The 19,592-nt window shown below is 63.9% G+C and carries 18 protein-coding genes; 8 read left to right on the forward strand and 10 right to left on the reverse strand.

Features of this window, described 5'->3' with window-relative positions; translation table 11 throughout:
* Positions 1 to 7: 7 nt before the first annotated feature.
* Entirely contained in the window at positions 8 to 952 is a 945-nt protein-coding gene (locus tag RA24_RS04645; protein WP_052269534.1) for a LysR substrate-binding domain-containing protein, read from the reverse strand.
* A 96-nt stretch (positions 953 to 1,048) separates the two neighbouring features.
* Here RA24_RS04645 and RA24_RS04650 point away from each other — a divergent pair, with 96 nt between their 5' ends.
* A complete protein-coding gene (locus tag RA24_RS04650; protein ID WP_039190189.1) occupies positions 1,049 to 2,011 on the forward strand; it encodes a sodium-dependent bicarbonate transport family permease in 963 nt (320 codons plus the stop codon).
* A gap of 57 nt (positions 2,012 to 2,068) precedes the next feature.
* The gene (locus RA24_RS04655) at positions 2,069 to 2,755 is read left to right on the forward strand and encodes a M48 family metallopeptidase (RefSeq protein WP_039190192.1); all 687 of its coding nucleotides are present in this window, start codon (positions 2,069 to 2,071) and stop codon (positions 2,753 to 2,755) included.
* A 68-nt stretch (positions 2,756 to 2,823) separates the two neighbouring features.
* On the opposite strand, the gene RA24_RS04660 is transcribed toward RA24_RS04655, so the two are convergent.
* From RA24_RS04660 to RA24_RS04675, 4 genes are all read right to left on the reverse strand, one after another.
* Complete coding sequence (locus RA24_RS04660) at positions 2,824 to 3,237, reverse strand: hypothetical protein (protein WP_019296757.1); 414 nt, start codon at positions 3,235 to 3,237, stop codon at positions 2,824 to 2,826.
* A 188-nt stretch (positions 3,238 to 3,425) separates the two neighbouring features.
* Positions 3,426 to 3,968, reverse strand: a complete 543-nt coding sequence (locus RA24_RS04665; protein WP_039190195.1) for an RSP_2648 family PIN domain-containing protein — start codon at positions 3,966 to 3,968, stop codon at positions 3,426 to 3,428.
* Between the two features lie 5 nt (positions 3,969 to 3,973).
* The gene (locus tag RA24_RS04670) at positions 3,974 to 5,188 is read right to left on the reverse strand and encodes an RSP_2647 family RNA methyltransferase (protein WP_039190198.1); all 1,215 of its coding nucleotides are present in this window, start codon (positions 5,186 to 5,188) and stop codon (positions 3,974 to 3,976) included.
* Positions 5,189 to 5,271: 83 nt separating this feature from the next.
* Positions 5,272 to 5,940, reverse strand: a complete 669-nt coding sequence (locus tag RA24_RS04675; RefSeq protein WP_039190200.1) for a DUF6778 family protein — start codon at positions 5,938 to 5,940, stop codon at positions 5,272 to 5,274.
* A gap of 245 nt (positions 5,941 to 6,185) precedes the next feature.
* Between RA24_RS04675 and RA24_RS04680 the strand changes: the two genes are divergently transcribed.
* The gene (locus tag RA24_RS04680) at positions 6,186 to 7,319 is read left to right on the forward strand and encodes a glycoside hydrolase (protein ID WP_039190204.1); all 1,134 of its coding nucleotides are present in this window, start codon (positions 6,186 to 6,188) and stop codon (positions 7,317 to 7,319) included.
* A 9-nt stretch (positions 7,320 to 7,328) separates the two neighbouring features.
* On the opposite strand, the gene RA24_RS04685 is transcribed toward RA24_RS04680, so the two are convergent.
* A complete protein-coding gene (locus tag RA24_RS04685) occupies positions 7,329 to 7,601 on the reverse strand; it encodes a hypothetical protein (RefSeq protein WP_039170641.1) in 273 nt (90 codons plus the stop codon).
* Positions 7,582 to 10,389: a [protein-PII] uridylyltransferase family protein gene (locus RA24_RS04690; protein WP_039190207.1), complete on the reverse strand. Its 2,808-nt coding sequence runs from the start codon at positions 10,387 to 10,389 to the stop codon at positions 7,582 to 7,584. Before RA24_RS04690 ends, RA24_RS04685 begins: the two co-directional genes overlap by 20 nt.
* Before the next feature lie 475 nt (positions 10,390 to 10,864).
* Between RA24_RS04690 and RA24_RS04695 the strand changes: the two genes are divergently transcribed.
* The 4 genes from RA24_RS04695 to RA24_RS04710 all read left to right on the forward strand — a co-directional run bounded on the left by RA24_RS04695 (position 10,865) and on the right by RA24_RS04710 (position 13,165).
* Complete coding sequence (locus tag RA24_RS04695) at positions 10,865 to 11,320, forward strand: DUF2852 domain-containing protein (protein ID WP_039190210.1); 456 nt, start codon at positions 10,865 to 10,867, stop codon at positions 11,318 to 11,320.
* A gap of 76 nt (positions 11,321 to 11,396) precedes the next feature.
* The gene (locus tag RA24_RS04700) at positions 11,397 to 11,828 is read left to right on the forward strand and encodes an RDD family protein (protein ID WP_019296765.1); all 432 of its coding nucleotides are present in this window, start codon (positions 11,397 to 11,399) and stop codon (positions 11,826 to 11,828) included.
* A 129-nt stretch (positions 11,829 to 11,957) separates the two neighbouring features.
* Positions 11,958 to 12,782 carry an arginyltransferase gene (locus RA24_RS04705; protein ID WP_019296766.1) on the forward strand — a complete coding sequence of 275 codons (825 nt, stop codon included), beginning with the start codon at positions 11,958 to 11,960 and terminating at the stop codon, positions 12,780 to 12,782.
* Positions 12,782 to 13,165 carry a VOC family protein gene (locus RA24_RS04710; protein ID WP_019296767.1) on the forward strand — a complete coding sequence of 128 codons (384 nt, stop codon included), beginning with the start codon at positions 12,782 to 12,784 and terminating at the stop codon, positions 13,163 to 13,165. The genes RA24_RS04705 and RA24_RS04710 overlap by 1 nt, the downstream gene beginning before the upstream one ends.
* 151 nt (positions 13,166 to 13,316) lie before the next feature.
* Here the strand turns inward: RA24_RS04710 and RA24_RS04715 are convergent, their stop codons facing one another.
* The 3 genes from RA24_RS04715 to RA24_RS04725 form a co-directional block, all read right to left on the reverse strand.
* Entirely contained in the window at positions 13,317 to 15,671 is a 2,355-nt protein-coding gene (locus tag RA24_RS04715) for a TRAP transporter large permease (RefSeq protein ID WP_039190213.1), read from the reverse strand.
* 15 nt (positions 15,672 to 15,686) lie between these two features.
* Positions 15,687 to 16,613, reverse strand: a complete 927-nt coding sequence (locus tag RA24_RS04720; protein WP_039190217.1) for a TRAP transporter small permease subunit — start codon at positions 16,611 to 16,613, stop codon at positions 15,687 to 15,689.
* A gap of 131 nt (positions 16,614 to 16,744) precedes the next feature.
* A complete protein-coding gene (locus RA24_RS04725) occupies positions 16,745 to 17,827 on the reverse strand; it encodes a TRAP transporter substrate-binding protein (protein WP_019296770.1) in 1,083 nt (360 codons plus the stop codon).
* Between the two features lie 282 nt (positions 17,828 to 18,109).
* On the opposite strand from RA24_RS04725, the gene RA24_RS04730 reads away from it, so the two are divergent.
* Positions 18,110 to 19,537: a cache domain-containing protein gene (locus RA24_RS04730; protein ID WP_039190219.1), complete on the forward strand. Its 1,428-nt coding sequence runs from the start codon at positions 18,110 to 18,112 to the stop codon at positions 19,535 to 19,537.
* The last annotated feature ends 55 nt before the right edge of the window (positions 19,538 to 19,592 follow it).

Raw genomic sequence — 19,592 nt, forward strand, 5'->3', positions numbered from 1 at the left:
GCTGCTATCACTGGATGTCAGGGCTGGCGTCAGGCTCCGCTGCGCCAGTACTGAGGCCGAAACTGCGCGCCACATCCAGAAGCGCGGCGCTGACGAACCCGGTGCCGGTCTGGCTTTCCTCCCCTGCCCGCTGCAACAGCGCGATGTCGCGGCTGGCGCCCTCGGCAGCAAGCGGGCGGAAGATCACCTCGCTGTGGCCTTTCGGCTGGCGCAGGGTGTAAAGCTCCGGCAGCACCGCGACGCCGGCGCCGGAGGCCGCCATCAGGCGGATTGAATCGAGGCTGGTGCCCTCATAGTCGTCAGCCACCACCCCGCCGAAGCCGGAGGCCAGCGCATAAACGATACGCGACAGCCGGTGGCCGCTGTCCAGGGTCAGAAAATTGCGACCCCGCAGGGACTTGCCATCGACGGGCCCGCTCGCTGCCGCCAGCGGATCGTCCAGCGCTGCGGCGATCCACAGCCGTTCGCTGAACAGGCGAACCTGGTGGGTGTTGGGGTGATCCTCCGGCGTGGAGATGATCATGTCGAACCGCCCGGCCTTCAGCCCCTGCTCCAGGTCGCGGGTGTTTTCCTCGCGCACGATGACGCGCAGGCTGGGCTGGGTGCGGTGGATGGCGCTGACCGCCCTGGGCAGCAGATAGGGGCCGATAGAAGGCAAGACCCCCAGCCGCAGCCGCCCGCCGAACGGCACGCCGCCGGTGACGGCCGCACGCAGGTCGTCGACCTCCCCCAGGATCCTCTGCGCCCGCCGGATCACCTCTGCCCCCATCGCCGTGGGCTGGGCGCCGGCGCGGCCGCGTTTGAACAGGCGGGTGCCAAGATCCTCCTCCACCGCGGAAATCTGCGCCGAGAGGCTGGGCTGGCTGACGTTCAGCGCCTCCGCGGCCAGGCCGAACTGGCCGAGCCGGGCCACGGCGACAATGTACTCGAGCTGACGCAGGGTTGGGCGCATAATATAGCCTGATCCTATGTGAAACTTAGAAACAATATATTGGAACTATGCTGCAGTGCAATTCATGAGGGCGGAAAAGATGGAATGGAGAGACAGATGCCTAGCACCCTCGAAACCCTTGCCAGCAGTTTGCTGGTGCCCACGATCCTGTTCTTTGCCCTTGGCCTGATTGCAGCCTTTGCCCGCAGCGACCTGTCGATCCCCGAAGGCGCAGCCAAGTTCATGTCGCTTTACCTGCTGCTGGCGATCGGCTTCAAGGGCGGCGCCAGCCTGGCCGAGCACGGGCTGAGCCCGGATCTGTTTGCCACCATCCTGGCGGGGGTGGCGCTGTCGTTCCTTCTGCCGTTCCTTGCCTTTGCGCTGCTTAAGGTCTTGACCCGGCTCGACCCGCTGAACGCGGCGGCGGTGGCCGGGCATTACGGCTCGATCTCCATCGTGACCTTTGTCACCGCAACCAGCCTCTTGGAGCTGACCGGGGTGGTCTATGACGGCTACATGGTGGCGGTGGCCGCGGCGATGGAGGTGCCTGCGATCCTGTCGGCGCTGTGGCTGGCACATAGCACCGGCAGCAACGGCGAGCGGCCGGAAGGGTTCTGGCGCGAGCTGCTGGCCAATGGCTCGGTTGTGCTGCTTTTGGGTGCCTTTGCGATCGGTGCGATCACCGGCGGCAAGGGGATGGAGCTGATTGCCCCCTTCATCGTCACCCCTTTTACCGGCATCCTGTGCCTGTTCCTGCTGGACATGGGCCTGTCGGCGGGCCGCAGCCTGATCAAGAACCGGGAGATGCTGTCGCCGGGGCTGTTTGTCTTTGGTGCGGCGATGCCGGTCATTGGCGCGCTGCTGGCCTATGGCGCGGGCTGGGTGGTCGGACTGGGAAGCGGCAGCCTGTTCCTCTTGATGGTGCTGGCGGCCTCGGCCTCATACATCGCGGTGCCTGCGGCGATGAAGATCGCCCTGCCCAAGGCGGAATCGGGCATTTACCTGACGCTGTCGCTGGGGGTGACCTTCCCGTTCAACATCACGGTTGGGCTGCCGCTGTACTACTGGCTGGCGTCCTGAAGCTTCGGGCGGGCGGCACGCCTTGCGCTGCCGCCCGTTCCGGCCCATATCTGAGGCATGCTGCGCCTCTTGCCCATACTGCTGGCCGTTGCCTATGGCCTTGTGATGTACCGGATTTCGATCTGGCGCACCCACCGGGAGCTGGACCAGCGCTCAACCGAGCTGGCTGACCCCAAGCTGAAGCAGCTGACCGACCGGCTGGCGGCGGCTCTGAACGTGGCCCGCATCCCGGTGCATATCTACGAGGTCGACCCGGTGAACGGGCTGGCAGCGCCGGACGGTCGGATCTTCATCACCCGCGGGTTTTACCGCAAGTACCAGAACAGTGATGTCAGCGCCGAGGAGATGGCATCCGTCATTGCCCATGAACTGGGCCATGTGGCGCTGGGGCACGCGAAGAAGCGGATGATCGACTTCTCCGGCCAGAATGCGCTGCGCACTGCGCTGATGATGATCCTGGGCCGCTATATCCCCTTTATCGGGCCGTGGATTGCCGGGGTGCTGACCGGACTGCTGGCGGCACGGCTGTCGCGCGGGGATGAGTATGAAGCCGATGAATACGCCGCGGCGCTGCTGACCAAGGCGGGCATTGGCCTGGCACCCCAGAAAAGCCTGTTTGCGAAGCTTGAGGAACTGACCCAGCAACGCGCCGGCATGGCGCCTGCCTGGCTGATGAGCCACCCCAAAACCGAAGAGCGCATCGCGGCGCTGGAGCGGTTGGAAGACAAATGGGCCAAGGGCTGAGGCCGCAGCGGATTTGAGGGGCCGGCCCCTCAAACTCCCCGGAGTTTTTCAGGAAAGATGAAACGGCGTTACTGAACGTCGTATTCCTGCTTGAACCCTTCGAGGGTGCCGCCAGCAACCAGGTGATCCAGGAAAATCTGCCGCTGATATCCATAGAGCGCGTTCAGGAAGGCCGCTTCCTCCGGCGTCATTTCCCGGCGGGTGTAGCCTTGTGCCTCCAGGCATTTGTCCACCGCGCGCCGGGCGCCGTTGGCGCGGATGTGATCCTCGTTCGAGGCGACGATCACCGGGCCGATAATCAGCCCGCCCAACAGCACGCCGGCCACATAACTGCCGGTAACCGCATTCTTACCGCCCTTGGGGGCAACGGGAGCGCACTGGCGGACGGCCTCATGCGCTTCGGAGATCGACTTGCCCGGCTGAGCAGGGACAGAAGGCACCGGCGTCTTGGCGCAGGCGGACAGCCCAAGCACCGCCGCCATGGCCAGTCCGGAGAGGGCACGGGACGGAGAACGGGGGGGCAGTGCGGTGCGGCAAGGTTTGGCTGGCATTTCTGGTCCCTGAAAAATGTTTTAAATAACAGGCTTTTCCGTTTGATAAACGGGAACCGCAGCAGCGGCCAAGCGGAAAGCTGGAAGAATGCCGTGCAAATTTGCAGGCTGTGGTTCTGTTACCGCGCCAGCGCCTTGGCCAGCCGCGGCAGGCGGGCTTTTTTCAGCAGCGGGCGGATCTCCCAGCTGCCGCCGGACAGCCGGTTGGCCTCGGCCAGAACCTCTGCCCCCAGCGCCTCCATGCCTGAGCTGTCCTGCAGCCAGAAGCCATAGAGCAGCTCGTCCGGGCCGAGGCGGTCCAGGCCTTCCTCTGCCAATGTGTGGCGCGGGAAGTCCTTGTTATTGACCGTGACGATGGCGTCGGCGTGGCCTGCTATGGCAGCGGCCAGCACATGGGTGTCGGCGCTGTCGGGCAGCCAGAGGCGCGCCTCAACCCCTGGTGCCGGAGCGACCTCCGCCTTGGGCCTGCCCGCGCGGATCAGGGCAATCTCTGCTTTGGCCTGGGCCGCGCCTGCGGGGCCGAGTTTAAGCGCCGCGCGCTCCCACTCCCCCAGGATGCGGGCAGACCAGAGCGGGGTGAAATGGCCGAGGCGCGCCGCCCCCAGCAGCATCTCCCGCATCACCGTGGGATACAGGACGCAAGTGTCGAGGAGCAGCTTCACCCGCGTCAGTCCAGCCGCAAGAACACGGCCTTCAGATAGCCGCTTTCGGCCAGCTGCGGCAATTGCGGGTGGTCGGGGCCTGCATATCCGGTATGGATGAGCGCCGCCCGGCGGCCGCCCTTGCCGATGCCGCGGGCCGAGGCGTTGCGGAAGCGGGTGAGGTCGGCGGCGTGCGAGCAGGAACAGAGGCCCAGGTAGCCGCCGGGTTTCACCAAGGGTGCTGCCAGTTTGGCGACGCGCTCATAGGCGCGCAGACCGGCCTCAAGCGCCTGTTTCGAGGGTGCAAAAGCGGGCGGGTCGCAGATGACGACGTCGAAGGTTTCGCCCTCCTGCCCCAGCGCCGTCAGCACGTCGAAAGCATCGCCCTGGCGGGCAGTGAACTTGTCCTTGAAACCGCCGGCCTCGGCCCCCTGCGCGGCCAGTTCCAGCGCGGCGGCGGAGCCGTCGACGCAAGTGGCCTGCCCTGCCCCGCCTGCCAGCATCGCCAGGCCAAAGCCGCCGACGTGGGAAAACACATCCAGCACCTTGGCGCCGGGCGCAGTGAGGCGGGCGGCAAAGGCGTGGTTTTCACGCTGATCGAAGAACAGCCCGGTTTTCTGGCCGCCGGTGAGATCCGCCATATAGGTGGCGCCATTCATCTGCACAGGCACCGGCGCTGCGGGAGCCTCGCCCAGCAGGGTCTGGTTCACGTCATCCAGACCTTCCAGCCCGCGGGTGCGGCCGGAGGCGTTTTTCAGGATCACTTCGGCGCCGGTCACTTCTGCGAGGGCAGCGGTGAGCATATCCAGATGCGCTTCTGCCCAGGCGGCGTTGGGCTGCACCACGCAAGCCGCGCCGAAGCGGTCGATCACCACGCCGGGCAGGCCATCGGATTCGGCATGCACCAGCCGGTAGAAGGGCGCATCATAGAGCCGTTGGCGCATCTCCAGCGCACGGGTGAGGCGAGCGGCGAACCACGCCTGGTCAATTTCCGCCTCCGGGTCGCGGTCGAGCATCCGGGCGATGATCTTGCTTTCAGGATTGACCGAGACCAGCCCCAGCGGGCGCTGCGCCTCATCCTCCAGCACCGCCAGGGTGCCGGGAGCCAGCTTGCGGGTGCGGCGGTCGGTCACCAGTTCATTGGCATAAACCCAGGGAAACCCGTGCCGGATGGCGCGGGCGTTGGACTTGGGCTTCATTTTAACGCGGGGGCGCTGGAGCGCATCGGAGGAGGCTGTCATAGGGCTCTCTTATCCCTTAGCCCCGAACAGGAAAAGGGGCCGCGTGGCCCCTCTCCTCAGAACTTTCGCTCGTCGCGCCGGCGTTACTGCAGGGCCTGCAGCAGGCCCAGGCGGGGATTCTTGTAGCTGCCGGGTTTGATCAGCTCCTGGCGGATCACGTTGGACAAATGGCCGGTGATGCGGACCTTCTGGGTTTGGCCGCGCGCCATGGCTTCCAGTGCGCGGGCGCCGCCAAAGGCCTTGAGGTCAGCCTCGATCACCTTTTCAGGCCGCAGCAGGGCGCCGGTGGCCGGGTCCGTCAGCCGCATCTTGAAGGTGATGGCGTGAATGCCGCCAGTGGTATAGCGCGCCTTCTGCGTCAGCGCGTGGAAGCGTTGCACCTCGACACTGAGGTGCGCCTCGATCGGGCCGTTCAGGGTGGCGGTGCCGCGTTCCATTGCGGCCTGCACGATCGCCTGCACCTGTGTGTAGCGGTCGCCATGAGGATCCTCGCGCCATACGATGTCGCCCTTGGGCAGATAGCTGTTGGATTCCGAGACCTTGAGACTGCGCGGCACCGACACGGTAACACGGCTGACGCGCAGAGCCGGAACCGGGTCCGCCTGCGGCAGTGTCTCATACCCGTCAGGCACGCTGATAGCGGCGTCGGGCATAGGCTCAAACGGGAGGTTCCGGGATGGCAGATCCACCTGCGCACAGGCCGAAACCGCCAGCCCGAGGGCACCAAGTGCAAGACTGCGAATGATCTTCATGGGTCAGCTCCTTGCCGTTTAAAGCCGCCGCCGGGTGAGGGTCCGGGGGGCGGGGTCAATGGCAAGGTGCCGGTCAATCCGGGCAGAATTGGGACAATTTACGTCCAATTTAGCGAAAAATTAACGAATGTTGACGCTCCGTTTACTGTCGGCATCAGCAAGGCAGAAACCCGATGTGCGCCCAGCCGCTGCTGCCGGTTCGGTGCGGCCCGAAGCTGTGGTATGCTTGAGGGCCGGAGGCTACCATGACTCTATCTGCAAGACTTCTAATCGGCACGACAAAAGGCGCCTTTGTTCTGACACCGGACGGCAAGGGCTGGAGCGTCTCCGGCCCGCACTGCGACGGCTGGTGCATCAATCATGTGATCGGTGATCCGGACAGCGGCATGGTGTGGGCGGGCGGCGGCGGCGACTGGCCCGGCGCAGGGGTCTGGCGCTCTGCAGATGGCGAGGCCTGGGAGCTGAGCAAACTGTCCAATGGCCAGATTGATGAGTGGGCGGCCTCGGACCCGGAAACAGCGGCGTTTTTCAATTGGGAGCCAGTGGAGGTGCCTTTTGAGGATCTCAAGGCCGTGTGGTCGCTGCACCACGCGCATGGGGTTTTATACGCAGGCACCAATCCGGCCACGCTTCTATCCAGCAGGGATGGCGGCAAAACGTGGGAAAGGAATGCGGCGCTCGACGGCCATCCGTCGCGCGAGAGCTGGAGCCCCGGTGCGGCGGGGCTGGTTCTGCACACGTTGCTGAGCGATCCGGGCCATGCGGCCAAGCTGTGGCTTGGCATCTCAGCCGCCGGGGTCTTTGCCACAGAGGATGGCGGCAACAGCTGGGAGCGGCGCAACCGCCTGTCCAACGACACGCTCTGCACGGAACATCATCACCCGGCAGCACCGCGCAACGGCGAGACCGGCCATTGCGTGCACAATATGCAGCGCGGCCCGGGCGATCTGCTCTATCAGCAGAACCATCATGGAACCTACCGCAGCACCGATGGCGGCCGCACCTGGAGTGACATTACCGCCGGTCTGCCCTCCACCTTCGGTTTTCCCATTGTGGTGCATCCGCAGGATCCGGATACCATCTGGGTGCTGCCGCTGAACGGTGATGCCGCCGGGCGGTTTCCGCCGGATGCCTCGGCGGCGGTTTGGAAGTCCACCGATGGCGGCGAGACCTGGAAGGCCAAACGTGACGGGCTGCCGCAGGGCGCGTGTTTCTTTACCGTGCTGCGCCAGGCGATGGCGACCGATGCAGCGGCGGGCGTCTATTTCGGAACCAACTCGGGCTCAGTCTTTGCCAGTTTTGACGAGGGCGAAAGCTGGTCGGAAATCGCCCGGCACCTGCCCACGATTCTGTCTGTTGAGACACTGAGCCTCTGGTAGCCGTCTGCCCTAGCGCTCGCGCGAGCGCCAGCCTCCGCGGCGGCGCGGTTTTTCCGCACCTTGCAGCCCGTCACGCAGCACCGCGGTCATTGGATGCTCCGGATGCGCATTGCCATAGAGATCCAGCAGCGCCTGAATATCCGTGCGGCTGTCGCGGGCAGCGTCCATGCCCAGCGCCCAGTCAAAGAAGATGCTGCGGCATTGGGAATCGCTGATGCCCTCGATCCGGTAGGCCTCGTAGATCAGACCGCGCGGGTCCTGTTCAGTGCTGCCCTTCTTCATCCGCCGCTTCCCTTTCCAAGGTTTCGCCAATCAGCGCAGCGCAGCGGCTGTAGCGGTCTTGCAGTTCCTGTTCCAGCGCCTCCAGATGGTCAAATCCGGTGGTGCGGCAGAGGAACTGCGCCCCGCCCTCCCCCATGGTTTCGGCATCAATAGCCTTGCCGGAGAGCAGCCGCGCTGCGCATTGCACGGCCCAGAATAGACGGTAACCATCAGCAAGGTATTCTGCATCCGCGTCATTCAGCCATCCGGCAGCGACAGCACCGCGAAGACCGGAGGCCACATCGCGGGCAGCGGAGGCGGAGGTGAGCGTGCCGGCCTGTGACAGCAATTCGATATCCATCATCCGCCCCGGCCCGTTCTTGGCGTCCCAGACGCCAGCGGGAGTCTTGGCCGCAGCGAGGCGTTCGCGCATCTGCGCCACTTCGCGCAGGACCTTGCCGCTGTCGCGCGGTTCCGACAGGAAGCTTGTGCGGAAGTCCTCTATTTCGGTGGTCAGGGTGCGGTCGCCGGCGATGGTCCGGGCGCGGGTCAGGGCCAGATGCTCCCACACCCAGGCTTCGTTCTGCTGATACTGGGTAAAGCCCGCAAAGCTGACCGCGACGGGGCCCTGGGTGCCCGACGGACGCAGGCGCATGTCGACCTCGTAAAGGCGGCCCTGCGCCATCGGTGCCGACAGCGCGGTGACAAAGGCCTGCGTGAGGCGCGCGAAATAGGGTCGCGTGGCCAGCGGGCGCTTGCCGTCGGACATCTCCACGCCCTGGGGATCGTAGATCACGATCAGGTCGAGGTCGGACTGCGAGTTGATCTGCCCTGCCCCCATCGAGCCCATCGCCAGCACGGCGGCGCCACGGCCCGGCTGGGGACCGTGTTTTTTGGAGAAATGCGCCAGCACTTCCGGTGCGATGCCTGCAATCACCACCTCTGCCAGCTCGGCATACTGGGCGCCTGCCTGCTGGCCATCGATCAGCCCGCGCAGATGATGCACGCCAATGCGGAAATGCCACTCCTTGCACCAGCGCCGGGTGGCGTCGAGCCGCGCCTCATAGTCGTCTTCCTGCTGCAGCCGCGTCCTCAGCTCCGCCCGCAGCGTCGTCGCTCCCGGCCAGGGATCAAAGAAGGAGCCGCCGATCACCGCGTCAAAAACGCCGGAGTTGCGGGACAGGAAAGCGGCCAGATCGCTTGAGGTACCGGCGATATCGATCAGCAGATCGATCAGCTGCGGATTGGCGCCAAACAGCGAGAACAGTTGCACCCCCGCGGGCAGTCCGGCCAGGAAGCCGTCCAGTGCCAGCAGGGTTTCCGCCGGTTTGGCGGTCTTGGCCACCCGGGCCAGAAGTTCCGGCTTCAGGCTTTCGAAAATACGCGCGCCGCGCGAGGAGCGCAGCGCCGGATAGGTGGGCCAGCGGGCGATGACGGCGCCGTCCAGTTCGGCAGTGTCCTCTGGCAGGGCCACAGGCCGCGGCGCCGCGCCGGGAGAGAAGAACCCCTCGGTCAGCTCATGCACCTCCTCCAGGCGGGTCCTGATCTCCGCCTGCAATTGTGCCGGGTCCAGGTCCATCAGGCAGGCGATGCGGGCGATCCCGTCTTCGGACTTGGGCATCCGGTGGGTCTGGGCGTCGTGCACCATCTGAATGCGGTGCTCCACCTCGCGGTGGGCACGGTAGTGGGCCGTCAGGGTCTCAGCCACTTCCGGCGGCACCCAGCCCTTGCCGGCCAGCGCCGCCAGACCTTCGACGGTGCCGCGCAGGCGCAGGTCTTCGTCACGCCCGCCAGCGATCAGCTGGCGTGTCTGGGTAAAGAACTCGATCTCGCGGATGCCGCCGCGGCCCAGCTTCATGTCGTGGCCCGGAACGTTCAGGGCGCCGCCGGTGCCCTTGTTCTCGCGGATGCGCAGGCGGATGTCATGGGCGTCCTGGATCGCGGCAAAATCCAGATGCCGCCGCCAGACGAAGGGGCGCAGAGTGTTCAGGAAGCGTTCCCCCGCGGCGATGTCGCCTGCGCAGGGGCGCGCCTTGATATAGGCGGCGCGCTCCCAGGTTCGGCCCAGGCTTTCGTAATAGCGTTCCGCCGCCTCCATCGCCAGGCACACGGGGGTCACCGCCGGGTCCGGGCGCAGCCGCAGGTCGGTGCGGAACACATAGCCATCACCCGTGCGGTCGCTGAGCGCGGCGCACATGTTCTTAGTCGCGCGCACCATGCCCTGGCGCGCCTCGTAGAAATCATCCGGGTCGAAGCGGGTTTCGTCGAACAGGCAGATGAGGTCGATGTCGGAGCTGTAGTTCAGCTCATGCGCGCCCATCTTGCCCATGGCCAGGATACTCATGCCGCCGGCGGTTTCCACGTCGTCCTGCGTGAGGCCGGGCAGCTTCTTGCGGCGGATCAGATTGGCAATCTCCGCCTTGATCGCAACGTCTGCACACAGCGCCCCGAAATCGGTGAGCGCCCCGGTTACCTGCTCGAGGCTCCAGCCGCCCGAGAGGTCGCAAAGCGCAGTCAGCAGCGCCAGCCGCCGCTTGGCCTGGCGCAGCCCCGGTTTCAGCTGCGCAGCTTCCAGCGCGCGGCAATCCGCAAAAACCTGCTGTACTGCGGCTTCCGGATCGTGCAGCGCCTGAGGCAGCCAGCCTGCCTCCCGGTCCGTCAGCTCCTTCAGGTACGGGCTGGACCCGCAGGCCCCGGCCACCAGGTCTGCCAAATCGCCTGAAAGCGCGGGTACCAGCGCGCGCGCCTCGGCGCCAAGCTCCGGATCGTAAGGGCGGGGGATGCGGGAAATCGTCAGCTCAGTCGTCATGGAAACGACACTGTTCCGCAGGCAGGATGCCGTCAATGGGTGAATTGCCGCGCTGCCGCATAGGTTTACCTTGGGTCAGGAATACCCGAATAGGTTAAAATCGAATTTTAAAGTAATATTAACGTTACGGTTATGCTCCCGTTGCGGAGCCGTTTCGAAGTAAAGAGTGTTTTGTTCCCTGGGGATGCCCGGATTGGTCTGACGGTTTTTGGACAGGTTCCGCCAGCAGCAGTTTCTTAGGCGCAGTTTCCCTTGACCTGGTATCGCAACCGGAGTGTAACCGCGCATCTTCCCCAACAATGTTTGCGCGCGCGGCCGGGTCGCGCCCCTCTTCACTGTAGCAATTGCAGGCCTCTGCCTTCTGCCTCCGAAAAATGTGAAAAAGATTTACATGAGGGCTTGAAAGCCCGCTGGTGGCTTCCGATATGCAATCATGTGAAAGGGATTTACATTCACCGAAACCTGGAGGACCCCGATGACGAGTTTCACCCCGACCGCCCCTGCCGCCCCGGTACAGGGCTGGTTTTCCCGCAGCGAAGCCTGGCTGGACAGCAAGGGCAAAGGCGCCTGGATCGCCGCCATGGTCCTGGGTTTCGTGTTTTTCTGGCCCGTTGGCCTGGCCCTTCTCTTCTACATGATCTGGAGCAAACGCATGTTCAGCAAATCCTCCTGCCGCCACCGAAAGTCCTGGGCACGTCACGGTTACTCGGCGATGAAACCCTCCGGCAACAGCGCCTTTGACGCCTACAAGGCCGACACGCTGCGCCGCCTGGAACAGGAACAGCATGATTTTGAGGCCTTCCTGCAGCGCCTGCGCGAGGCCAAGGACAAGGCGGAGTTCGACGAATTCATGGACGAACGCGCCCGCACCGCCTCAAGCGAGGACCTGGAGGACGAGGATGAAGACCGGGGCGAGCCCAAGCGCCATTGATCCCAGCCCCCTCCGGCTGCCCCGCCCACCCGTCCGGGCGGGGCTTCCTCGTGACCATTCAGCAAAGGACCCATGTATGACCGCCCTGCCCGATCCCGACTACCAGGCAGAATTCTATGCGTCTGTGCCCGCCAAGCGTCTGATCGCCTGGATCGTCGACAGCATCCTGATCTTTGCACTCAGCGCCGGTGCCGTGGTGCTGACCGCCTTCACCGGGCTCTTCATCTGGCCGCTTCTGTATCTGGCCGTTGGTTTTGCCTACCGCACCGTGACCATCGCCAACGGGTCCGCCACCTGGGGCATGCGTTTTGCGGGTATAGAGCTGCGCGACGGCGAAGGCCGCCGCATGGACAGCGGCATGGCTGCGCTGCACACCGCGGGCTACACTCTGTCGCTGGCGCTGCCGGTGCTGCAGGTGATCTCGGTGATCCTGATGCTGACCTCCACGCGCGGCCAAGGCCTGACCGACCATTTCCTCGGCACCGTGATGCTGAACCGTCGGGTTTGAATGAAACCGGCAAGACAGCGTTAAACCATTTTCACAAGACCGCTTGGCGCACCGGAACCGCGTTGCTATCATCCTTGGGACCGCAGGCGATCTGTTCCGCCTGTTCCGCGAAACTGCTGACGGGTTCCGATGCGCCATACTCTTCCGATTGCCCCGCAGTTCTATGTGACTGCGCCGCAGCCCTGCCCCTATCTGGAGGGCCGGATGGAGCGCAAGCTGTTCACCGCGCTGCAGGGCGACGGAGTGGATCAACTGAACAACAGCCTCAGCCAGCAAGGGTTCCGCCGCTCGCAGAATGTGCTGTACCGGCCGTCCTGTTCGGAATGCTCCGCCTGCCTGTCGGCCCGGATCGACGTTGCAGCCTTCCGCCCCAGCCGCAGCCAGAAGCGCACCCTGAAGCGCAACGCGCATCTGGAACGGCGCGCCACCTCACCCTGGGCGACCGAGGATCAGTTTGCCCTGTTCCGCAGCTATCTTGACAGCCGCCACGCCGATGGCGGCATGGCTGATATGGACGTCTTTGAGTACGCCGCAATGATCGAGGAAACCCCGGTGCGCAGCCGGGTGGTGGAGTATGCGGCGCCGGGCAGCAGCGAACTGACCGCGGTGTCGCTGACCGATGTGCTGGAGGACGGGCTGAGCATGGTCTATTCCTTCTACGCCCCGGACCGGCCTCAGGACTCGCTCGGCACCTTCATGATACTGGATCACATCAAGATCGCGCAGGAGGCGGGGCTGCCCTATGTGTACTTGGGCTACTGGGTGCCCGGCAGCCAGAAGATGGGCTACAAGGCCAAGTTCTCCGGTCTGGAGATCTATCACCAGAGCGAATGGAAAAAGATGAGTGACCCGACGCAGTTCGAGACGGCCAGCCACCCGCTGTCGACCGATCCGATTGCCGAGCAGGTTGCAAATATCCAGCTGCCTGAACAGCCGATTCACAAGAAACGCTGATGCAATTCCTCCATGCCGTTTCGCTGGTGGTGGCGGATTACGACGCCGCCATCGCCTTTTACTGCACCCAGCTGGGCTGGCAGCTGGCAGAGGATATTGACCAGGGCCGCAAGCGCTGGGTCCGCATCCTGCCGCCTGGGGCCGAACAGGGAAGCCTGATTTTGGCCCGCGCTGAAGGGGCTGAGCAGGAGGCCGTGATCGGCAACCAGTTCGGCGGCCGCGTCGGACTGTTCCTGGCGACCGATGATTTTGCCCGCGACCATGCCGCGATGCTGGCCAAGGGGGTGATCTTCGAGGAAGAGCCGCGGCATGAGCCCTATGGCACCGTCGCCGTGTGGCGCGATCCTTTCGGCAACCGCTGGGACCTGCTGCAGTTCACCTGAGGGCCGCGCCGCCTCCTTTTTCATCTTTCCGCAAATACTCCGGGGTGAATGCGCGCCGCGCGCGCAGAGGGGCAGCGCCCCTGCCCGTTCCGAACATGCAAAAGGGGCCCGCTCGGGGCCCCTTTTCCGTTTCTTGTTTTTGATGCCCGGATCAGTTCGGGATCAGCGCCGGTACGATGGTCACGATCGACGGGAACATCCACAGGATTCCGATGCCCACCACCTGGATCAGCACAAACGGCACGATCCCGCGGTAGATATGGGCCGTTGTAACCTCTTTCGGCGCCACCCCGCGCAGGTAGAACAGCGCAAAACCGAAGGGTGGTGTCAGAAACGACGTCTGCAGGTTCACCGCCACCATAATGGTCACCCACTTGGGGTCGAACGAGCCGCCGTAGATCACCGGACCGACGATCGGGATCACGATGTAGATGATCTCCAGGAAGTCCAGCACGAAGCCCAGGAAGAACAAGACCAGCATCACGATCAGGAAGACCGTCATCTCGTTGTCGAAGCTCTTCAGGAACTGCTGGATGTAGTGTTCACCGCCAAAGGAGATCACCACCAGGTTCAAGAGCTGAGAGCCGATCAGGATGGTGAAGACCATGGAGGTCACCTTGGCGGTTTCCCGCACCACAGGGGTCAGCACGCCGGAGCGGAACAGAACCCAGCAGCCGTAAAGCAGGCCGAACAGCGCGTAGAGATACATCGCATAGGCTGCAAAGAAGGCGATCCAGCTCTCGACTGAGACGCCGCCCTGGTTCACCCGCAGGTCGAAGTTCATGCCGATCAGGATGCACAGCATGACGGCAAAGGTCGACCAGATGATGATCTTGCCCGATTTGCCTTCATCCTGCAGCTTGCGGTAGGCCGCCAGCATGATGGCGCCGCCTGCCCCCAGCGCCGCAGCGGGCGTCGGGTTGGTGATGCCGCCCAGGATCGAGCCAAGCACCGCAACGATCAGAACCAGCGGCGGGAACACCACCCGGATCAGATCGTTTTTGGCGCAGCGGGCCGCAGCTTCGCGGCAACCGTAGAGCGCCAGCAACAGCGGCAGCGCGATCCACAGCACCGTCACCCCGGCAGAGGTAGTCGGCGCTATCGCCACCAGGTCCACCAGTGCAATCAGCAGGATGCCGATGGAACCCAGGATCAGCGGCTTGGCATCGCGCGACGGCGCCACACCCCGGCCAAAGGCCAGCACCAGACCCAGCAGAACCATGATCACGGTGATGCCGGTGCCGATCGGCGCGGCGGACGCGATCTTGGCGTCGCGGGCGGCGGTGATTTCCTCTTCGCTCAGCCGCTTGGCCAGGGCCACGCCGCCAGCCTCGTTGATGGCCTTCTGCTCTTCGACAGCTGCATCCCATGCTTCCTGCCCGTGCAGCTCAATCATCGAGGCCTTGCATTCCGCGCCGACATTGGTGCGCAGCGAAGCTGTTTCACCAGCATCTGAGAAGGTGGACACGACAATGTTCTGGCTGCCGATCACGTTGAAGCTGTTCAGCAGGATCGCGCCGCCGATCAAAGCCGCAGGCACGCCCAGGAACCAGATCAGCCCTTCATTGCGGGTGATCACCTCACCGGTGCCGCCCTCAATGTTCACCGCAGGCGCCTTATGCGGGTTCAGCAGCGCATAGCCGAAGGCGTAGGTGGCATAGAGGATCGCCAGCAGGATGCCCGGCAGCAGCGCCGCCTGGAACAATGTGCCGACCGAGACCACCGCCGGCTCGCCCAGGTATGTGAGCGCGTCGGAACAGCCAGCCTCCATCGCGCGGGTCTCCTGCGCAGTGGAGTAGAGGTCGCCTGCCAGGGTACCAAGAAGAACGATCACGATGGACGGCGGAATGATCTGGCCCAGGGTGCCTGAAGCAGCAATCACACCGGTTGCCAGTTCTGGCGAGTAATTGTTGCGCAGCATGGTGGGCAGGGCCAATAGGCCCATGGTCACCACAGTAGCGCCAACGATGCCGGTGGAAGCCGCCAGGAACGCACCCACGACAACAATCGACACCGCCAGGCCGCCGGGCAGCGGCCCGAAGACGCGCGCCATGGTGGTCAGCAGGTCGTTGGCGATCTTGGAGCGTTCCAGCGTGATACCCATCAGAACGAACATCAGCACCGCCAGCAGGGTTTCAATCGACGCTCCCGCCAAAACCCGCTCATTCATCCGGTTGACGATGAAGGAGACGTTGCGGTCCAGCGCCACTTCCCAGCCCTGGGTGAAAACCGGTTCGGCCAGCCTGGGCAAATCCGGGTAGCGGAAAACGGATATCTTATCGGGCCTGATGCCCGATCCCACCAGATCCCGGTAGGCCTGCGACGAGGTGTCGATGGCCTGGTGGATCAGGATGCCGGCGCTGTCCAGCGCAGCGATCATCCCGAAGGAGATGATCCCGGCACCGCCGATGGCAAAAGCCACCGGGAAGCCGGAGAGAATGCCCCCGAAGAGGCAGAAGAATACGATGAGCAGGCCGATCTCGACGCCATCAAGTCCAAATAGCATGTTTCCGACGTCCCTTTAGTGCGTGCCTTCGTAGGCTTCTTCACCCTCTCCAAGGCTGTCCTTGTCGAGGTATTTGTTTTCGCTGCCCTGCCCTTCGACGAACTCCAGGAAGGAGCGGTAGAAGAAGGCGATGGCGTGCAGGAACACCAGGCCTGCAAAGGCGATCAGCAGGTTCTTGAACAGGAAGTAGGCGTTGAACCCGTTAGGGCTGAAGCCGATGGTCTCCACGTTCCAGCGCAGCGCGCGGGACTTCATCACCAGCCTGTCCAGACTGTCCGAGGCCGAAGGCTTCGGCACGATCAGGTGCCGCCACAGGAAGAACCAGCCGTACATCCATGTGAGCACTGCGGCAGGCATCATGAACAGAAGCGAGCCGAGCATGTCGACGACCTTCTTGGCGCGGAAGCTGATGCCGGAATAGATCAGGTCCACCCGCACATGACCGCCCTGCACGAAGGTGTAGGTCACACAAAGGCAGACCACCAAGGCATTGTAGAACTTCAACTCTTCGGCAAACCAGCTGATGTCCTGGCTGAACGGAATGCCAAAGCCAAAGCTGATGTCGGGCCGCGCAAACACCCGCTGCATGAAGACGATGATGATCTGTTGAAGCACCATCAGGAGGCCCGCCCAGGCAAAGAAGCGGCCGACGGTGTTGGCCAGCCCCTCCAGCCCGCGGACCATGCCCCACATGAAGCCGCGGAAGTAAATTCCGATGGCGGTCAGCACAAGGAAGGCGGTGAAGACGACAAAGAAAAACTCGACCGAACCGCCATAGTAGACGAAGCGCATGATCGAGGCCTTGTCGGACCAGTCGAGCCAGAGCTGCGGATGGGTGATGGCATAGCCGAAATTGTAAAAGGCGCCGGCGATATTCTGGACCAGCCAGAGCAATCCGCCCGCTATGGCGCCGAAGAAGGTGAGGCCACTCTCTTCCTGCATGTTTCCCCCGGGGGTCTTTGCTGCGGCGGGTCAGGCGCGCGGCCGTTTGGCCGGCCAAAGTCCCGCGTCACGCAACTGGAAAAGGATCCCCCGCCGCAGGCGGAGGATCCGGTTGATGCCGGTCAGGCGGATCAGCCCAGGACGCGGTCGCGCTGAACGCGGTAGGCGCCTTCGGATTTGGTAATCCAGCCGGAGGAGGCTTTCATCGAAGCTTCAACGCTGTTGCGGATTTTTGCAAACAGCTCGTCGCCCATGAACTCGTCCAGGGTTTCCTTGGTCGCGGAGCCGAAGGCATCCCAGACGCTGTCGGGGAATTCCAGGGTCTTCACGCCGCCGGACTGCAGGCGCTGCAGCGCTGCACCGTTGTTGTTCATGAATTGCGCCAGGCTCCACTGGTGGCCGGCAGCCGATGCCATCTCGATGATCTTCTGATGGGCAGGCGACAGGCCTTCGAAGACTTCACGGTTGGTAGCAACCGACAGCGCCGCGCCCGGCTCGTGGAAGCCAGCGGTGTAGTAGGTCTTGGTGATTTCCTGGAAGCCGGCCTTTTCGTCCGCCCAGGGGCCGATCCACTCAGTGCCGTCGATGGCGCCGGAGGACAGCGCCTGATACACTTCGGAGCCCGGGATGTTCTGCACGGATGCGCCCAGCTTGCCCAGCGCCTTGCCGCCCAGGCCCGGCATCCGGAACTTGAGGCCATTGAAGTCTTCGGGGCCTTTGATTTCCTTGTTGAACCAGCCGCCGGCCTGCGGGCCGGTGTTGCCGCCGATGAAGGACTTGAGGCCGAAGATCTGGCCCAGCTCGTCATGCAGCGCATGGCCGTCGCCATGGTAGTACCAGTTCACCAGTTCCTGCGGGGTCATGCCAAACGGCACGGCGGTGAAATAGGCATAGCCCGGGTGCTGGCTGACGAAATAATAGTCAGCAGCGTGATACATGTCGGCCTGCCCTGCGGTCACGGCGTCGAACACTTCGAACGCGCCAACCAGCTCGCCTGCGGCCTTGACGTCGATGGTCAGGCTGCCGTCGGACATGGCGGTGATGGTGTCGGCAACGTACTGCGCCGAGTCATGCACGCCTGCCAGACCGCGGCCCCAGGTGGTAACCATGGTCAGGGTGCGGTTGCCCTGGGCATAGGCCGGTGCCGCCAGGGTGCTGGCTGCTGCTGCGGACCCGCCCAGCGCGGATGTTTTCAAGAAAGAACGGCGATCCATTAATTATTCCTCCCATTATCAATTCGGATTGCCCCAGGTCCCCCCAAGGCGGATCGGTTCGAGTGCGGTCAGCCTAGCGGCGGTGAATTTTATGTGAATACCTAGTACTGCGTAGAACGGAACGTTTTTGCCGGTAATTGCAGCAAATCGCATGCATTTCATGCGCGATGTGAAAACTTGCCGCTCATCCATAAAGTGCAAACCACACCTGCCCCTTTGATTCCTCTGGGCGGCTGCGCAATGATTCGGTACACGATTCTGACCCATTCCAGCGGAGTGCTCATGCGCCTGTTCCGTTCTTTGCTGCGCCCCGACTATGCGCAGAAACTGTCGCTGCTGATGACCCTGCCCCTGATCGTGGCAGGCACTGCGATTGCGCTGGTGGTGGGTTATCAGTCCCGTGCCCTGGCCGAACGCGAAATTCAGGCGCTGGAAATGCAGCTGCTGGAGGCCAAGAAGGCGGAACTGCGCAACTACGTGACCCAGGCCCGCAACGGCTTTGCCCATATCTACGGCCTGGCGGCGCCGGATGATGCGGCGGCCAAGGAGCAGGTCACCCAGATCCTGAGCGCGATGATCTATGGCAAGGACGGTTTTTTCTTCGTCTACGACTATGACGGCACCAACCTGGTGAGCCCGCGGCAGACCGAATACATCAACCGCAATTGGGCCGGGCTGCGGGACAGCGCCGGCGTGCCGGTGGTGGATGAGTTCATCCGCCTCGCACGTGACGGGGCGGGCTGGCACAGTTTCACCTGGGAAAAGCCCTCCACCGGTGAGGAGGCGCAGATGATCGCCTATGTGCTGGGCCTGCAGGACTGGCAATGGGCCATCGGCACCGGCGTCTTCATCGACGATGTGCTGGCCACTGTGGCCGCGTCGCGGGCAGAGGTGGAGGCGCGGGTGCGGCGCACGTTCTTGTATATCGGTGCGATCACGCTGATTTCGCTGGCTTTGGTCTTTGCTTCAGGCATGTTCCTGAACATCCGCGAGCGGCGGCTGGCGGATGCCAAGCTGAAGGAGCTGACCCAGCGGGTTTTCGACGCCCAGGAGGAAGAGCGCGGACGGGTTGCGCGGGAGTTGCACGACGGCATCAGCCAGCTGTTGGTCGGGGTGCGCTATGCGCTGGACAACACAAGCCGGCGCTTGTCACGCGGCGACAGTGAGGCGGCCCAGGCACCGCTGGAAAAGGGCACCGACAACCTGCTGACGGCGATTACCGAGGTGCGCCGGATCAGCCGTGACCTGCGCCCGGGGGTGCTGGACGACCTTGGCCTGGGACCCGCGCTGAAGGCGCTAACAGACGATTTCGCTGCCCGCACGGGGATTGAGACCGAGTTTTCCACCGTGGTGTTCCGCAACCGGCTGGACCAGGATTCCAAGATTGCGCTCTACCGCATCGCCCAGGAGGCGCTAACCAATATCGAGCGCCATGCAGAGGCCACCAAGGTGAGCATCGACCTGCGCGGCCACACCCGCGGCGCCACCATGCGGATCTCCGACAACGGCCGCGGCCTGCCACCGCGAGATGCCCGGACCGGGCCTGGGATCGGCCTGCGCAACATGCAGGAACGGATCGAGCAGCTTGACGGCACCTTGCGCATTCTGTCATCACGGGGCACCCAGAGCGGTACCGTGATCGAGGCCAGCCTGCCCCTGAGCCACCTGCTGCCGCCTGGCGAGGAAGGCGCACCTGCACAAATGCCTTAACTTGGGGGCGGCAGCAGCGGCCTTGGGAAACATCAACAACTGCCGTTGGGGGGAT

It is taken from the genome of Leisingera sp. ANG-M6, assembly GCF_000813905.1.
Taxonomy (GTDB): Bacteria; Pseudomonadota; Alphaproteobacteria; order Rhodobacterales; family Rhodobacteraceae; genus Leisingera.

Excerpts from the sequence above, each read along its gene's own strand:
- RA24_RS04645 (WP_052269534.1), bottom strand. The coding sequence starts at position 952 with ATGCGCCCAACCCTGCGTCAGCTCGAGTACATTGTCGCCGTGGCCCGG.
- RA24_RS04650 (WP_039190189.1), top strand. The coding sequence starts at position 1,049 with ATGCCTAGCACCCTCGAAACCCTTGCCAGCAGTTTGCTGGTGCCCACG.
- RA24_RS04655 (WP_039190192.1), top strand. The coding sequence starts at position 2,069 with ATGCTGCGCCTCTTGCCCATACTGCTGGCCGTTGCCTATGGCCTTGTG.
- RA24_RS04660 (WP_019296757.1), bottom strand. The coding sequence starts at position 3,237 with ATGGCGGCGGTGCTTGGGCTGTCCGCCTGCGCCAAGACGCCGGTGCCT.
- RA24_RS04670 (WP_039190198.1), bottom strand. The coding sequence starts at position 5,188 with ATGACAGCCTCCTCCGATGCGCTCCAGCGCCCCCGCGTTAAAATGAAG.
- RA24_RS04675 (WP_039190200.1), bottom strand. The coding sequence starts at position 5,940 with ATGAAGATCATTCGCAGTCTTGCACTTGGTGCCCTCGGGCTGGCGGTT.
- RA24_RS04680 (WP_039190204.1), top strand. The coding sequence starts at position 6,186 with ATGACTCTATCTGCAAGACTTCTAATCGGCACGACAAAAGGCGCCTTT.
- RA24_RS04685 (WP_039170641.1), bottom strand. The coding sequence starts at position 7,601 with ATGAAGAAGGGCAGCACTGAACAGGACCCGCGCGGTCTGATCTACGAG.
- RA24_RS04690 (WP_039190207.1), bottom strand. The coding sequence starts at position 10,389 with ATGACGACTGAGCTGACGATTTCCCGCATCCCCCGCCCTTACGATCCG.
- RA24_RS04695 (WP_039190210.1), top strand. The coding sequence starts at position 10,865 with ATGACGAGTTTCACCCCGACCGCCCCTGCCGCCCCGGTACAGGGCTGG.
- RA24_RS04700 (WP_019296765.1), top strand. The coding sequence starts at position 11,397 with ATGACCGCCCTGCCCGATCCCGACTACCAGGCAGAATTCTATGCGTCT.
- RA24_RS04705 (WP_019296766.1), top strand. The coding sequence starts at position 11,958 with ATGCGCCATACTCTTCCGATTGCCCCGCAGTTCTATGTGACTGCGCCG.
- RA24_RS04710 (WP_019296767.1), top strand. The coding sequence starts at position 12,782 with ATGCAATTCCTCCATGCCGTTTCGCTGGTGGTGGCGGATTACGACGCC.
- RA24_RS04715 (WP_039190213.1), bottom strand. The coding sequence starts at position 15,671 with ATGCTATTTGGACTTGATGGCGTCGAGATCGGCCTGCTCATCGTATTC.
- RA24_RS04720 (WP_039190217.1), bottom strand. The coding sequence starts at position 16,613 with ATGCAGGAAGAGAGTGGCCTCACCTTCTTCGGCGCCATAGCGGGCGGA.
- RA24_RS04725 (WP_019296770.1), bottom strand. The coding sequence starts at position 17,827 with ATGGATCGCCGTTCTTTCTTGAAAACATCCGCGCTGGGCGGGTCCGCA.
- RA24_RS04730 (WP_039190219.1), top strand. The coding sequence starts at position 18,110 with ATGCGCCTGTTCCGTTCTTTGCTGCGCCCCGACTATGCGCAGAAACTG.